At 72.5% G+C, this 14,047-nt stretch carries 15 protein-coding genes and 1 pseudogene; 6 read left to right on the forward strand and 10 right to left on the reverse strand.

Translation table 11 applies throughout. The features are described 5' to 3' along the window. From BKE38_RS17990 to BKE38_RS18000, 3 genes are all read right to left on the reverse strand, one after another. Positions 1–616 (reverse strand): MFS transporter (locus BKE38_RS17990; RefSeq protein WP_242662459.1); only part of this gene is annotated, 616 nt, incomplete at its 3' end. Between the two features lie 48 nt (positions 617–664). Further along, on the reverse strand, positions 665–1,141 hold the full coding sequence (locus tag BKE38_RS17995) for a nucleoside deaminase (protein WP_076958653.1): 477 nt from the start codon (positions 1,139–1,141) through the stop codon (positions 665–667). Beyond that, complete coding sequence (locus BKE38_RS18000; RefSeq protein ID WP_076958654.1) at positions 1,138–1,905, reverse strand: SDR family NAD(P)-dependent oxidoreductase; 768 nt, start codon at positions 1,903–1,905, stop codon at positions 1,138–1,140. Before BKE38_RS18000 ends, BKE38_RS17995 begins: the two co-directional genes overlap by 4 nt. Before the next feature lie 135 nt (positions 1,906–2,040). On the opposite strand from BKE38_RS18000, the gene BKE38_RS18005 reads away from it, so the two are divergent. From BKE38_RS18005 to rsmD, 3 genes and pseudogenes are all read left to right on the forward strand, one after another. Continuing rightward, on the forward strand, positions 2,041–2,781 hold the full coding sequence (locus BKE38_RS18005) for a gamma-glutamyl-gamma-aminobutyrate hydrolase family protein (protein WP_076958655.1): 741 nt from the start codon (positions 2,041–2,043) through the stop codon (positions 2,779–2,781). After that, positions 2,778–3,545 (forward strand): annotated as a pseudogene (locus BKE38_RS18010) (pseudouridine synthase); the annotation flags it as partial. The gene BKE38_RS18005 and the pseudogene BKE38_RS18010, both read left to right, overlap by 4 nt. 251 nt (positions 3,546–3,796) lie before the next feature. Beyond that, entirely contained in the window at positions 3,797–4,354 is a 558-nt protein-coding gene (gene rsmD, locus BKE38_RS18015; protein ID WP_076958656.1) for a 16S rRNA (guanine(966)-N(2))-methyltransferase RsmD, read from the forward strand. A 261-nt stretch (positions 4,355–4,615) separates the two neighbouring features. On the opposite strand, the gene BKE38_RS18020 is transcribed toward rsmD, so the two are convergent. After that, the gene (locus tag BKE38_RS18020; protein ID WP_076958657.1) at positions 4,616–5,968 is read right to left on the reverse strand and encodes a glycosyltransferase family 4 protein; all 1,353 of its coding nucleotides are present in this window, start codon (positions 5,966–5,968) and stop codon (positions 4,616–4,618) included. 154 nt (positions 5,969–6,122) lie between these two features. Between BKE38_RS18020 and BKE38_RS18025 the strand changes: the two genes are divergently transcribed. Further along, a complete protein-coding gene (locus BKE38_RS18025; RefSeq protein WP_076958658.1) occupies positions 6,123–8,285 on the forward strand; it encodes a glycosyltransferase in 2,163 nt (720 codons plus the stop codon). Then, a complete protein-coding gene (gene bluB, locus BKE38_RS18030; RefSeq protein WP_076958659.1) occupies positions 8,282–8,914 on the forward strand; it encodes a 5,6-dimethylbenzimidazole synthase in 633 nt (210 codons plus the stop codon). Before BKE38_RS18025 ends, bluB begins: the two co-directional genes overlap by 4 nt. A 46-nt stretch (positions 8,915–8,960) precedes the next feature. Here bluB and BKE38_RS18035 read toward each other — a convergent pair whose 3' ends face one another. The 3 genes from BKE38_RS18035 to BKE38_RS32215 form a co-directional block, all read right to left on the reverse strand. Next, complete coding sequence (locus BKE38_RS18035; protein ID WP_076958660.1) at positions 8,961–9,668, reverse strand: hypothetical protein; 708 nt, start codon at positions 9,666–9,668, stop codon at positions 8,961–8,963. A gap of 12 nt (positions 9,669–9,680) precedes the next feature. Next, a complete protein-coding gene (gene gabT, locus BKE38_RS18040; RefSeq protein ID WP_083747650.1) occupies positions 9,681–10,997 on the reverse strand; it encodes a 4-aminobutyrate--2-oxoglutarate transaminase in 1,317 nt (438 codons plus the stop codon). Between the two features lie 153 nt (positions 10,998–11,150). Then, positions 11,151–11,288 carry a hypothetical protein gene (locus BKE38_RS32215; protein ID WP_165694220.1) on the reverse strand — a complete coding sequence of 46 codons (138 nt, stop codon included), beginning with the start codon at positions 11,286–11,288 and terminating at the stop codon, positions 11,151–11,153. Positions 11,289–11,408: 120 nt separating this feature from the next. On the opposite strand from BKE38_RS32215, the gene BKE38_RS18045 reads away from it, so the two are divergent. Then, positions 11,409–12,395 carry a Bug family tripartite tricarboxylate transporter substrate binding protein gene (locus BKE38_RS18045; protein WP_076958661.1) on the forward strand — a complete coding sequence of 329 codons (987 nt, stop codon included), beginning with the start codon at positions 11,409–11,411 and terminating at the stop codon, positions 12,393–12,395. 10 nt (positions 12,396–12,405) lie between these two features. Here the strand turns inward: BKE38_RS18045 and BKE38_RS18050 are convergent, their stop codons facing one another. The 3 genes from BKE38_RS18050 to rlmB all read right to left on the reverse strand — a co-directional run bounded on the left by BKE38_RS18050 (position 12,406) and on the right by rlmB (position 14,035). After that, entirely contained in the window at positions 12,406–12,609 is a 204-nt protein-coding gene (locus tag BKE38_RS18050; protein ID WP_076958662.1) for a hypothetical protein, read from the reverse strand. A 64-nt stretch (positions 12,610–12,673) separates the two neighbouring features. Beyond that, positions 12,674–12,910, reverse strand: a complete 237-nt coding sequence (locus tag BKE38_RS18055; RefSeq protein ID WP_076958663.1) for a hypothetical protein — start codon at positions 12,908–12,910, stop codon at positions 12,674–12,676. A gap of 159 nt (positions 12,911–13,069) precedes the next feature. Next, a complete protein-coding gene (rlmB, locus tag BKE38_RS18060; protein WP_083747651.1) occupies positions 13,070–14,035 on the reverse strand; it encodes a 23S rRNA (guanosine(2251)-2'-O)-methyltransferase RlmB in 966 nt (321 codons plus the stop codon). Positions 14,036–14,047 lie beyond the last annotated feature (12 nt).

Genomic DNA, 14,047 nt, shown 5'->3' on the forward strand with positions numbered 1-14,047 from the left:
GCGCCGGGCTGCGCCGGGTATCGAGCCAGACCACCAGGGTCGAGGCGGCGGCGGCCAGGGCGCAGACGGCCATGATGCCGCGCCAGCCGATGAAGGGGGCGGCGAGGCCCGAGACCGCGCCGCCGGCCAGCTGGCCGAGGATGGCGCAGGCCAGGAAGCGGCTGATGGCGACCTGGCGCTGTTCCATCGGCACGCGGTCGCCGAACAGCGCCAGGGTCAGGGGGAAGATGCCGCCGGCGGCCAGGCCCGCCGCGATGCGGGCGGCGAAGAGGCTGTCGAGCGTGGGCGCCAGGGCGCAGGCGGCGAGCATGACGGCGAGCAGGCCGAGGCAGAGGCCGATGATGCGGCGCTTGCCGAAGCTGTCGCCCATCGGCCCCAGGATGGGCTGGATCAGGGCGTAGGGCAGGGTGAAGGCGCTGGCGAGCAGCGCCACCTGTTCATGCGGGGTGGCGAATTCGGTGGCGAGCTCGCCCATCAGCGGGTCGAGGGCGCGGCCGGCCAGGGCGCCGGCGAAGCCGCCCAGGCCGAAGACCGCGACCATGCGCTGCACCGCGCGCGGGTCGGGTGGTGAGGTATCCATGGCGTAGATGCTGCGCTGCGCGGGGTGTCGCGCCAAGGTCCGGTCTTCTGACCATTCCTTCAGAATGCGGGGGTCCGGGGGAACTCAGTTCCCCCGGCGGGGGTTCGGGGGCGGAGCCCCTGATCTTTTGTTTCTGAAGAAGTCGGTCAGCAGCGTGGCGCATTCCGTTTCCCGGATGCCGCCCACGACTTCCGGCGCGTGGTGGCAGGAGGGTGCCTGGAAGATGCGCGCCCCGTGCTCGACGCCGCCGCCCTTGGGGTCATAGGCCCCGAAGACAATGCGCTTTACCCGGAAGAAGCTGGCCGCCTGGGCGCACATCGGGCAGGGCTCGAGGGTGACGGTCAGGGTGCAGTCGGTCAGGCGGGGCGAGCCGCGGAGGCGGGCGGCCTGGCGGAGGGCCAGGATCTCGGCATGGGCCGAGGCGTCGTGGTCTGCCTCGACCCGGTTGCCGGCGCGGCCGAGCACCTGTCCCGCGGGATCGGTGACGACGGCGCCGACCGGGACCTCGCCCCGGGCGGCGGCGGCGCGCGCCTCCGCCAGGGCGAGCTCAATGGGCGTCACGGGCCGATCAGCTGCCCGCCATCGGCGGTGATGGTGTGGCCGGTGACCCAGCGGGCGCGGCGGGAGGCGAGGAAGAGGACGACATCGGCCATTTCCTCGGGCTCGCCCAGGCGGCCGAAGGGGATCTGCGACAGGACGGAGTTGTAGAGCGCCGGGTTGCTGGTGCGGCGGTCTTCCCAGCTGCCGCCGGGGAACTCGATCGAGCCCGGGGCCAGGCCGTTGACCCGGATGCCCTTGCCGGCATGCATCTTGGCCTGGCTGGCGGTGTAGTGAATGACCGCCGCCTTGATCGCGCCATACGGGGCCGAGCGCGTGCTCGCCCGCATCGCCGAAATGGACGAGACGTTGATGATGGAGGCGAAGCCGGGCTTGCCGGGCTCGGCCGCCTTCTCCAGCCAGGGCAGGGCGGCCTGGCTGGCGCGGACGATGGCCATCATGTCGACGTCGAAGGAGGCAGCCCAGCCGGCCTCGTCATCGGTCTGGCCGAAGCCGGAGGCGTTGTTGACCAGCACGTCGATGCCGCCCAGCGCCGCGGCGGCGGCCGGGATGAAGGCCGCGATCTGGTCGGCCTTGGACAGGTCGCAGGGGCCAGCGAAGACCGGGTTGCCGAAAGCGGCGAGCTCGGCCCGCGCGGCCTCCAGCGGACCGGCGCCACGGGCGCAGATGGCGACCGACGCGCCCTCTTTGGCGAAGCCCAGCGCGATGCTGCGGCCGATGCCGCGGCTGCCGCCCATGACCACGACGCGCTTGCCCGAGAATTCCATCGATGTCTCTCCTGACGATCCCGCGGGCAGATCAGCGCAAAGCCCCGCGCCCGACAAGGCGGGCTTGCGCGTTTCGCGGGGGGAGGGCGCAGCTTTCCGTTGTGATCCCGGCGCGAGGGGGCTAGGGACCGCGGGATGCGCAAGCTTCCCCTGATCGGCCTGACCCTGGATGCGGAGCAGCCCGGCGGCTACTCCAAGCTCCCCTGGTACGCCCTCCGCCAGAACTATTTTGCCAGCGTCGTCCGGGCGGGCGGCCTGCCCGTCGCCCTGCCGCATGAGGCCGCGCTGGCCGAGGCCTATCTCGACGAGGTGGACGGGCTGCTGGTCACCGGCGGCGCCTTCGACGTCGATCCCTCGCTCTATGGCGGCGGGCCGGCGCATGAGACGGTGACGCTGAAGCAGGGCCGCACCGCCTTCGAGCTGGCCATGGTGCAGGGCGCGCTGGCCCGCGACATGCCCGTGCTCGGCATCTGCGGCGGCGAGCAGCTGCTGGCTGTGGCGCTCGGCGGCACGCTGATCCAGCACATCCCGGACAGCGTCGCCGATTGCCTGCCGCATGAGCAGCCCAACCCGCGCACCGAGCCCGGGCACGAGGTCGCCATCACCGAGGGCAGCCTGCTGGCCCACGCCGCGGGGACGCTGCGCATGGCGGTGAACTCGGCGCATCACCAGGCGGTCGCGACGCCGGGGCCGCGCGCCCTGGTCAATGCCGTGGCGCCCGACGGGGTGATCGAGGGCATCGAATCCACCGGCCACCGCTTCGCGCTGGGCGTGCAGTGGCATCCGGAATACGCGGTGGACCCGAAGGACCAGGCCATCCTGGACGCCTTCGTCGCCGCCTGCCGCGACGCCGCCGCCGCGCGGAGGGCCGCATGACCGACGAGATCCAGGACGCCGAGGACGCTGGCCGCGGCGAGCGCATCGCCAAGTGGCTGGCCCGCGCCGGCGTCGCCAGCCGCCGCGATGCCGAGAAGCTGGTGGCCGAAGGCAAGGTGTCCCTCAACGGCCAGATCATCGAGACGCCGGCGACCTTCGTCGGGCCTGAGGACCGCGTCGTCGTCGACGGCAAGCCGGTCGGCCAGGCGCAGCACACCCGCCTGTTCCGCTACCACAAGCCGCCCGGGCTGGTGACGACGCACAAGGATCCGGAAGGCCGCCGCACGGTGTTCGAGGAGCTGCCGGCCGCCCTGCCGCGGCTGGTCTCGGTCGGCCGGCTGGACCTGAATTCCGAAGGCCTGCTGCTGCTGACCAATGACGGCGCCCTGTCGCGCAAGCTGGAGCTGCCGGCCAATGCCTGGAACCGCCGCTATCGCGCGCGCGTCCATGGCCGGGTCGACGAGCGGGCGCTGGCCCAGCTGGCCTACGGCATCACCGTCGAGGGCGTGGCCTATGGCCCGATCCAGGCCGGGCTCGATTCCCGCCAGGGCACCAATGCCTGGCTGACCGTCACCCTGACCGAGGGCAAGAACCGCGAGGTCCGTCGCGTCCTCCAGCATCTCGGCCTGACGGTGACCCGGCTGATCCGCACCGCCTATGGCCCCTTCAGCCTCGGCGACCTGCCGCGCGGCGCGGTGGAGGAGGTCAGCGCCAAGGTGATGCGCGAGCAGCTCGGCCTCGACGCGCCGCCGCGCATCCGCCGCGGCAAGGAGCTGGCCGCCGAGGCCGCCGCCCGCGCCGCCGCGATCACAGCCGCCGAGGGCGACCCGACCGCGCCGAAGCCCGTCGCCAAGCCCGAGGCCATGCAGCGCTCCCGCCCGGCCAAGCCGCCGCGCGCGCGCAACGCCACCGAGCCGCTGCGCCGGGCCTGGGGCGCCATCGCCCAGGGCCCCGATGCCGACCAGCCGCAAGGCCCGGGCAAGCGCGGCCGCGGCGGCCCGCGCAAGCCGCGCTGATGCGGATCATCGCCGGGCGGCATCGCGGCCGCCGGCTGGAGGCGCCCCCGGGCGCCGCCACCCGCCCGACCGCCGACCGCGTCCGCCAGGCGCTGTTCGACATGCTGTGGCACGCCCCCTGGGCCGGCCGCGAGGCGGTGGAAGAGGCGGTGGTGCTGGACGCCTTCGCCGGCACCGGCGCGCTGGGGCTGGAGGCGCTGTCGCGCGGCGCCGCCTCGGCCTATTTCATCGAGCAGGACCGCGTGGCGCTCGGCGTGCTGCGCACCAACATCACCCTCTGCCAGGAATCGACGCGCGCCCGGATCATGGCCGGCGACGCGACCCGCCCGCCCAAGATGGTGGCGGCCTGCAGCCTGGTGTTCCTCGACCCGCCCTACGGCAAGGAGCTGGTGCCGAAGTCGGTCGCCGCCCTCGGCGCCGCCGGATGGATCGCGCCCGGCGCCCTGGTGATCGCGGAAACCGGTCGGGAAGAAGCGGTGGTCCTGCCGGGATACGAGGACGTCGCGGTCCGGGAACATGGGGCCGCGAAGGTGCATTGCTTCAGGAAAGAAGCCTGACAGCAGGACAGAGGTAGGCCAGGGGAATGAATTCCCCTGGACCCCATCTTTTTTCTGTTCACCGGCCGTGAACGGGCCAGCGCCTTCGTCGGCAGCGGCACCAGGGCATCACGGCGGGACGCCATTTCATGAAAAAAGCGCGCCCTTACAGGTCGCGCTGTCGATTGGCCGTTTCACGTACTGTCTTCACGTGGACACGGCAGTCACCGCAGAAGAAAGAAGGGGGTCTGGGGGAATTCATTCCCCCAGCCTGCCAAACCCTTACTGCGCTGCCGCTTCGCCTTCCTCGCCCAGGGTGGCCCCCAGCCGCGTGTAGACCTCGCGCAGGCGCTTGTCGTAAGCCTCGTTGCTGAACAACGCCGCGCGCTTCGGCCCGGCGTCTTCCAGCCAGCCGCGCAGCTCGGCGTCGGTGTCCAGGGCGCGGATGGCCTCGGTCATGGCGCGGACGTCGTAGGGGTCGATGGTGATGGCGGAATCGCCCACGACCTCGGGCAGGGAGGAGGTGTTGGAGGTCAGCACCGGGGTGCCGAGCTTCATCGCCTCCAGCGCCGGCAGGCCGAAGCCTTCGTAGAGCGAGGGGAACATCGCCGCCTTGGCGCCGCGGATCAGCGAGATCAGCAGGCGGAAGGGCGCGTAGTCCAGCAGGATGATCTTGCTGCGCTGGCGCAGGATCGAGCCTTCCTGCACCTGGTAGCGGATATGGTCGTCGAAGATGAGCTTGAGCTCCTCCTCGCTCTGCCAGGCCTTCTTGCCGACCAGGACCAGCGGCAGGTCGGTGCCGGAGGACAGGTAGGCCTCGATCATGCGGCCGACATTCTTCTTCGGCTCGATGGCGCCGAAGAACAGGAAGTACTTCTTCCATTCCAGGCCGAAGCTGCCGCGGATCTCGTCCTGCGCCTCGTTGACCGGCTTGTCGGTGAACTTCCGGGGCAGCTCGACCGCCTGGTAGGTGTTGGTCACCTTCTCCGGGTCGGCGCCCAGCAGGTTGATGATGTCCTGGCGCGACGCCTCGGAGACGGTGACGATATGGTCCGCCTTCTGCACGATCTGCCGGTTCATCTTGTAGTAGCGGCGCTTGTTGTCGAGCGTCGTGTAGGGCAGGCGCAGCGGCACCAGGTCGTGCAGGCAGTAGATGTTCTTGGCGCCCGGGATCCGCATCGGCAGCGGATAGGTCCAGTGCATGATGTGCGGCGGCCGCGGCATGGTGACGCTGACCGGCCGGCCATAGACCTTGAAGGCGTTGTGGGCGAGGTTGAAGCCGTTCTCGACGTTCCACAGATGGTCGAAATGCGGCATCCGGCTTTCATAGGTCGTCGAGATGACGCTGCCGGTGACCGGGATGCGGGTGGCGTATTCGCCGAGCGGCCCCATCAGCGTCCGCCGCGTGTTGCGCAGCCAGCGCAGCAGCGCCGAGGCGTCGCCGACGCGGTTGTCGAAGAAGGCGATCTCGCGGATCAGCTCGTTGCGGCTGGGGCTGGCCCGGGTGCCGTAGAGCACGCCGACCTCGGCGCCCAGCGCCCCCAGCCGGAAGCTCAGGTTGCGCGCGTAGGTGGCGACACCCGTGCCCTTGTCGAGCGCGAGGTTGTAGCCGTCGATATAGATTCGGGACCGCATGGGCCCGACCCTAGCGGAGCCTGGCGCCGCGGCGAAGGGGGCGATTGCATTCCGCGGTCACGGATTTGCTGCACTGCGAGAAGAGGGGCGCAAGAGGACTTGACCGCGGCGGGGCCGCAGGGCCGATAGGCGTCATGCACGGACGGGGGCGGCGATGAGCGGTCGGCAGCAGGAGGCGGAGGTCATCCGGCGGGAGGCCGATGCCTTGCGCGACAAGCGCGAATGGCGCGCGGCGGCCGAGGCCTATGGCGCCTTCCTGGCGCTGCGCCCGGACGATGCCGGCATGCAGGTGCAGCGCGGCCATTGCCTGAAGGAGGCCGGCGACGTCCCGGCCGCCCTGGCGCTGTACCGAAGTGCTGCGGCCTTGCGGCCGCGCGACGCCGATATCCCGCTGCAGATCGGCCATGCCGAGAAGATCCTGGGCCGGCGCGACGCCGCCCGCGACGCCTATGCCGAAGCCGCGCTGCTGGCGCCGCTGGCGGAAAACCCCTGGCGCGAATGGCATGCGCTGGCCCGCGCCCGTCCGGGCCGCGCGGCGACGCCGGCCGGCGGGGTGGTGCTGGACCTGACGGATCTTGCCGCCTGGGTGCGCGGCGGCCACCGCGCGCCGTCTGGCATCCAGCGGGTGCAGCTGGACCTGACGCGGGCGGCGCTGGCCCGGCAGCCGGCGCCGCGGCTGGCGGCCATGGCGCGGATGGGCGGTGGCTGGCGCGAGCTGCCGGCGCCGCTTTTCCTCCGGTTGGACCTGCTGATGACCACCGGGGCGGATGCGACCGACCCCGAATGGCTTTCCGCCGTCGAGCTGCTGGAAGCGCTGATCGAGACCCCGCCGCCGCTGCGCTTCGCCCCCGGTGCCGTGCTGGCGACGCTGGGCGGCAGCTGGAGCCTGCCCGACCACCTCGCCTGCCTGCGCGCAGCGCGGGAGCGCGATGGGCTGCGCCACGTGCCGCTGCTGCACGACTGCATCCCGCTGCTGCTGCCCGAGCACTGCGCCGAGGGCGTGGTGCGCGACTATGCCCGCTGGTTCGCCAATCTTTCTCTCCACGCGGATGGCGTCATTGCCGTCTCCCGCTCCACCGCCGAGGACATGAAGCGGCTGCACCGCACCATGCTGCCGGAGCTGCCGGTGCCGGAGGCCGCGGTGCTGCGGCTCGACGCCGCGCCCCGGGCCGTCGCCGGCGAGGTGCCGCCGCATCCGCTGCTGCGCGGCGACACGCCTTTCGTGCTGTTCGTCTCGACCATCGAGGGGCGGAAGAACCACCTGATGGTGTTCAACGCCTGGCTGTCGATGCTGCGCCGCGCGGCGGGGACGCCGGCGGCCGCCCAGGTGCCGCTGCTGGTCTGCGTCGGCCGCCCCGGCTGGCGCGCCGAGGCCGCCCTGGCCCTGCTGGACGGCGCGCCGGAGCTGCGGGCGCGGGTGCGCCTCCTGTCCGAGGTGTCGGACCCGCTGCTGGCGGCGCTGTACCGGGCGAGCCTGTTCACCCTCTACAACAGCCACCACGAGGGCTGGGGCCTGCCGGTCACCGAAAGCCTGGCCGCCGGCAAGGTGGCGCTGGTGCCGCGCCATTCCGCCCTGGTCGAGGCGGGCGAGGGCGGCGCCGTCTTCTTCGCCCCCAACAGCGAGCCCGACCTGCTGGCGCAGCTGCAGCGGCTGATCCATGACCGCGGCTTCCGCGAGCAGGCCGAGGCCGCCATCCGCCCGCCGCCGCGTGGCTGGGATGCGGTGGCAGCGCAGTTCCTCGGCGACGCCGCCCGTCTGGCCGAGGCCGGCGGCCCCCGCCCCCTGGCGCCGGTGGCGGCGGGGCGGCCGCATCCGCTGAAGCGCATCGCCGGCAGCCGGCCGCGCCTGGCCATGGCAGTGGCCGAGACGCTGCGCGAGGGCGAGGCCTGGCACCCGCTGGAGCCCTGGGGCTGCTGGACCCGCCCCGGCGCCGCCACCCTGGCGCTGGCCGCGCCCGATCCGGGGCCCTTGTGGCTCGAGGTCTCGCTGCAGGGCCTGCCGCTGGACGACGGCCCCGCGCCCGACCAGCCGGTCGAGTTGCTGGTGCTGCGCGACGACCAGCCTGCTGGCGAGCCGCGGGTGCTGTCGGTCCCCGCCGGGGCCACGCCGCTGGTCGGGCTGGAGGTCGCCGCCGGCGGCGGGATGCTGCGGGTGGAAATCCTGTGCCGCGCCGCGGGGGCGGATGCCGAGGGGCGGGCGATCGGCATCGGCGTCACGGCCATCGGCCTGGCCTCGGCCGGCAGCGTGCCGGAGCGGTTGGCGCTGCTGGAGGCACGCCGCTTCGCCATCCCGCGCGACCAGCTGGCCGACGCATGACGGGACGCGACTTCGACGCCGCCTTCCGGGCCGAGCTGACGGAGCTGTTCCGCTGGCGCCGCGACGTGCGGCATTTCCGGCCCGATCCGGTGCCGCCCGCGCTGCTGGACCGGCTGATCACGGTGGCGGACCTCGCGCCCTCGGTCGGGCTGAGCCAGCCCTGGCGCTTCGTCACCGTCGACGACCCGGCCCGCCGCGCCGCCATCCGCGTCAATTTCGCCGCCAGCAACGCCGCGGCGCTGTCCGGCCAGGCGGAGGGCAAGGCTTCGCTCTACGCCCGGCTGAAGCTGGCCGGGCTTGACCAGGCGCCCTGCCATTTCGCGCTGTTCTGCCTGCCCGACCCCGCGCAGGGCCATGGGCTGGGGCGCCAGACCATGCCGCTGACGCTGGATTACTCGGCGGTGATGGCGCTGCACAGCCTGTGGCTGGCCGCCCGTGCCGAGGGGCTTGGCCTCGGCTGGGTTTCCATTCTCGACCCTGAGGCGGCGAAAGCGTCTCTCGACGTGCCGGAAGACTGGCGGCTGATCGGCTATTTCTGCCTGGGCTGGCCGCAGCGCGAGGAGGAGATCCCGGAATTGGAGCGGGAGGGCTGGGAAAAGCGCCACGCCTCGGAGCGCCTGGCCCGCTGATCCGGCAGAGGCCGGGCACGGTCCAGGCGACTTCGGCCCCCTGGCCCTACTTCCTGCCGGCGCCTTCCATCGCGTGCTGCGGCTCCTCGAATTCCCGGTGGAGGTCCTCGCCGCCGCGCAGCGCCAGGGGCCGCATCAGGAAGACCGCCCCCCAGCCCCAGCCGCCGTTGATCACCACCCATTGCCACCATTCGGCGTCGAAGCCGGGGACGGTGATGAACCAGCGCTGCAGCCAGGTGAAGCCGAGGGCGCCGACCAGCCAGCCGACGAGGAGGTCGGGCAGGACCAGCGCCAGGCGCAGCAGCAGCGCCAGCAGCCCGCCCAGCGCGCCGCCCAGCAGCATCAGCGCGTAGAGGCTGGGCATGCCGGCCAGGATGGGCATCTCGGCCAGGACGTGCATGGGCGCGAAGAGGAAGCCGCGGACGGGCACGAGCCCCGCGGTCTGGTGCAGCACGAAGAGGGTAGACTGGTGGAAGACCACCACCGCGGCGGCGCCCATGACCAGGCCGCCGCTGATGGCGCGGCAGGGTCCGGCGGGGATCGGGCGGAGGAGGCAGATCAGCAGCATGGCGGCCAGGGCGCCGTGAACAGCGACCTCGCCCAGGCGCTCGAAGCTCGCCTGGGCGAAGGCCTGTTCCAGCGGCAGGGGGGATGTGCCCCCCCGCCCGGCCATGACCTTGGCGATCAGGTAGAAGGAGGCTGCCACGAACGCCCCGCGCCAGGCGGCGCGCAGCAGCAGCCTCACCCCGAACATGGGGCAGTCAGATCAGGCGGCGCGCTCGGCCACGCATTCGCGCATGGCCTCGCCCAGGATGTCCATGCCCTCGGACAGCAGCTCGTTCGAGACGGTCAGCGGGCAGAGGAAGCGGATGACATTGGCGCGGACGCCGCAGGCCAGGATGATCAGGCCCTTCTGCGCGGCCTTGGCGATCAGCGCCTTGGTCAGCTCCGGGTCCGGCTTGTTGGCATCGCCATCGGCCACGAGCTCCATCGCCACCATGGCGCCGAGGCCGCGGATGTCGCCGATCACGCCCTTCAGGCTGTTGGAGTTCTGCAGCTCCTTCAGGCGGTCGGTCAGGATCGTGCCGATCTCGTCGGCGCGGGCGCAGAGGCCCTCCTCCTCGATGATGTCGAGCACGGCGTTGCCGGCGGCCAGCGCCAGCGGGTTGCCGCCATAGGTGCCGCCCAGGCCGCCGGCCTGCGGGCTGTCCATGATCTCGGCCTTGCCGGTCACGGCCGAGAGCGGGAAGCCGCCGGCCAGCGACTTCGCCATGGTCACCAGGTCGGGCTGCACGCCGGAATGCTCGATGGCGAACATCTTGCCGGTGCGGGCGAAGCCGGTCTGGACCTCGTCGACGATCATGACGATGCCGTAGTCGTCGCAGATCTTGCGGATGCCGGCCAGCAGCTCGGCCTGGGCGACGTAGAAGCCGCCCTCGCCCTGCACCGGCTCGATGATCATGGCGGCGATGCGCTTCGGATCGATATCGGCCTTGAACAGGGTCTCCAGCGCCTCGAGGGTCTGGGAGACTTCCTTGCCGTGATAGGCCACGGGGAAGGGCAGGTGGTAGACGTCGCCCGGCAGCGTGCCGAAGCCGGCCTTGTAGGGCACGACCTTGCCGGTCAGCGCCATGCCGAGCAGGGTGCGGCCGTGGAAGGCGCCGGAGAAGGCGATGACGCCCGAGCGGCCGGTGTGGTGGCGCGCGATCTTCACCGCGTTCTCGATCGCCTCGGCGCCGGTGGTCAGGAAGACCGTCTTGCGCGGGCCGCGGGTCGGCACGGTGGCGTTCAGCCGCTCGGCCAGGCGGATATAGCCCTCATAGGGCATGACCTGGATGCAGGTGTGGCTGAAATTCTCGAGCTGCGCCTGCACCGCCGCCTTCACCTTCGGATGCAGGTGCCCGGTGTTGAGCACCGCGATGCCGGCGGCGAAGTCGATGTAGCGCTTGCCCTCGATATCGGTGATCTCGGCGTTCTCGGCCTTGGCCGCGAAGACCGGGAGCTGGATGCCGAGGCCGCGCGGCACGGCCGCTTCGCGCCTCGCCTGCAGCGCCGCGTTGCTGTCGGCTGCCGTCACGCCCATCGCCCATACTCCATGCTGTCGGGGTTCGGGCCGCACGATGCTCCCGCGCGAGGGGGCGGCGCAAGGGGGCGCGGGCGGCGAAAACGACCGCGGGCGCGGCTTATGCGCGGGCGATATCGCTGTGCGATCAAGGAGATGGGGCGGCGCGCAGGGTCAGGCCAGCCAGCCCAGCGCCAGCACGGCGGAGAGCGCGGCGACCAGCGCCCAGAGCACCGGCTCGTCGACCTCCTGCGGGGCCATGGCGGGGGCGACGCAGCAGGCGCCGGCGACGCTGTCGAGAGGATCCTTCATGGGAATTTTCCTGATGCACTTTCCTTCATGATATTTTAGGATGAACCACCGCAACAATCCATTCGAATCACGCCGGGACGGGGCAAGGCCACGCCGGCCGGCCGCAGGAACCACGATTCAATGTCGCGCAATATGCTGTCCCGCCGCGGCCTGCTGGCCCTGGGCGCCGCCCTGCCGGCCAGCCCCGCCCTGGCGCAGGCGCCGTCCGCCCCGGGGGATTTCCCCAGCCACCCGCTGCGGCTGATCGTGCCGGTGGCGCCAGGCGGCAGCCAGGACGTGGTGGCGCGGCTGATCGCCCGCGGCATGGGCGAGCTGCTGGGCCAGACCCTGCAGGTGGAGAATCTCCCCGGCGCCGGCAGCAATATCGGCTACGAGGCGGCGGCGCGCGCCCGGCCGGACGGCTACACGCTGCTGGCGGGCTCCGACAGCCTGTCGATCAACGCCGCGCTGTTCCCGAAGCTGAACTACGATCCGCTGACGGCCTTCGCGCCGATCCTCTCGGGCGTCGCCGTGCCGCAGATCCTGGTGGTGCGCGCCGATTCCGCGGTCCAGGACCTGGCGGGCTTCGTCGCCGCCGCCAAAGGCGCGCCGCAGGCCGTCGGCACGCCGGGCAATGGCAGCCTGTCGCATCTGGTCGGCGAGCTGATGCAGCAGGCCGCCGGGCTGCGCTGGACCCACGTGCCCTATCGCGGCGGGGCACTGGCCATCAACGACCTGCTGGCCGGCCACCTGCAGGTGGTCTGGATCAATATCGGCGCCGTCGCCGACGCGGTGAAGGCCGGGCGGCTGCGTGGCCTGGCGGTCTCCTCCGAGGCGCGGGCCGGCGCCCTGCCCTCCGTGCCGACGCTGGAGGAGGCGGGGCTGCCCGGCCTGACCGCCACCGGCTGGCACGGGCTGGTGGCCCCGGCCGGCATCGATCCTGGCATCGCCGCCCGTTTGTCGGCGGCCGGCACCGCGGCGCTGCAGAAACCGGAGCTGGCGCAGCGCCTGGCGGGGCTGGGGGTCGAGGTGCTGGACGAGCCGCCGGCCGCCCTGTCCCGCCGCATCACGGCCGATGCGGCGCGCTGGGCGGCGGTGGTGCGCCAGGGCAGCCTGCGCCCCGATTGAGGGGAGGCTCTCAGGCGGCGGGGGCGAGCTCCGCCAGCATCCGCCTGGCCTTGGCGTCGCGGGCGATGGCGACCACGGCGCCGGTGCCCTCGCCCGGCAGGAAGTCTTCCAGCGGGCGCAGCTGCAGCGTCAGCGCGTGCAGCAGGGCCCAGGCGCGGATCTCGCCCTCGCGGGTGGCGGGCAGGATCAGCAGGTCGGTGGCGGTGTCGGTCATCGGGCGAAGCCTCGGCAAGGGGTTGTCGACGCAGCGGGTCTCAAGGCGGGGCGTGCGGCCGGCGTCAGGCCTGGCAGGGCGTCCCGAAGGCATCGGCGGTGGTGGCGCGCATCACCTGGGCGAAGAGGCGCAGGGCCTCCGGTCCGCCCTGGTCGAGCAGCGCGCCGCCTTCCATCTCCCGCGCCAGCAGCTCCGCATGGCCCGCCAGGGTCAGGGCGGCGCGGCGCAGCGCCTCCTGCGAGAAGGCGAGCTGCTGCTGCTCGGAAAAATCATTCCAGGGAAGGGCACGGCTGGAGGACATGGTGGGGGTCCGGGGCTGCGCCGTCCTGGCAGGGTTCCGTCTGTCCGACGGCCCGCGGAAGATGCGCCGCAGCAATGAACGCTGCCTTAACGCCGCCCACTTTTCCGTGATTCTTTTTCGGGGTGCCGGGGCGATGCCCCGGCACAGGGTCCGCAGTCCTTAGCCGCGGGCCAGCTCGTAGAGGGCCACCGCGGCGGCCACCGAGACGTTCAGGCTCTCGATCGCATCGGTGATCGGCAGCTTCACCAGCTCGTCGCAGGTCTCGCGCTGCAGCCGGCGCAGGCCGCTATCCTCGGCGCCGAGGACCAGCGCCACCGGACGGTCCTTCGGCTTGGCGGCGGCCAGCGTCGTCTTCGCCGCGCCGTCCATCCCCATCACCCAGTAGCCCGCCTTCTGCAGCGTGACGATGGCGCGCGACAGGTTGACCTCGCGCACCACCGGCACGGTGTCCAGCGCGCCCACCGCGGCACGCGCCATGGCCCCCGTCTCCGGCGGCGCATTGCGGTCCTGCATGATCACCGCCGCGGCGCCGAAGGCCGCGGCCGAGCGCAGGATGGCTCCGACATTGCGCGGATCGGTCACCTGGTCGAGCAGCAGCACCGTCCCGCGCGAGGCGGCCAGCGCATCCTCCAGGTCGACCGGCGGCAGAGGCTCGGCCAGCAGCGCCGCGCCCTGGTGCACCGCATCCTCGGTCAGGAAGGTCTGGAAGCGGGCGCGCTCCACCCGCTCGGCCTGCAGCTTCCAGGGCTTGGGCAGCTTTTCCGCCAGCGCCGCCTCGGCCTCGGTGGTCAGCAGCAGCCGCTTGAAGCGCCGGCGCGGATTGGCCAGCGCCGCGGCGACCGCATGCAGCCCGTAGAGCCACAGCGTGTTGTGGTCGGGCTTCTCGCGCCGCGCCTCGGGCGGGTGCAGCGGCTCGGTGCCGCGCAGGTCGCGCGGGTTGCGGCCGCGGCCCCTGGGCGCCGGCTCGGCGGCGGGCTCGGGCGCCGGGGCGCCGGGGCGCGGGGTGCGGCCGGGCGCGCGGCCGGCACCCTGAGCGGGGCCATGAGCGGCGCCATGCGCGGCGCCGTGGGACGAGGAACGGGAAGGGGAGCGCGGGCCTTCCGGCCGGCGAGGGGGGCGGGACATGCGGCGCATCCT

This window comes from Teichococcus deserti, assembly GCF_001982615.1.
Taxonomy (GTDB): Bacteria; Pseudomonadota; Alphaproteobacteria; order Acetobacterales; family Acetobacteraceae; genus Pseudoroseomonas; species Pseudoroseomonas deserti.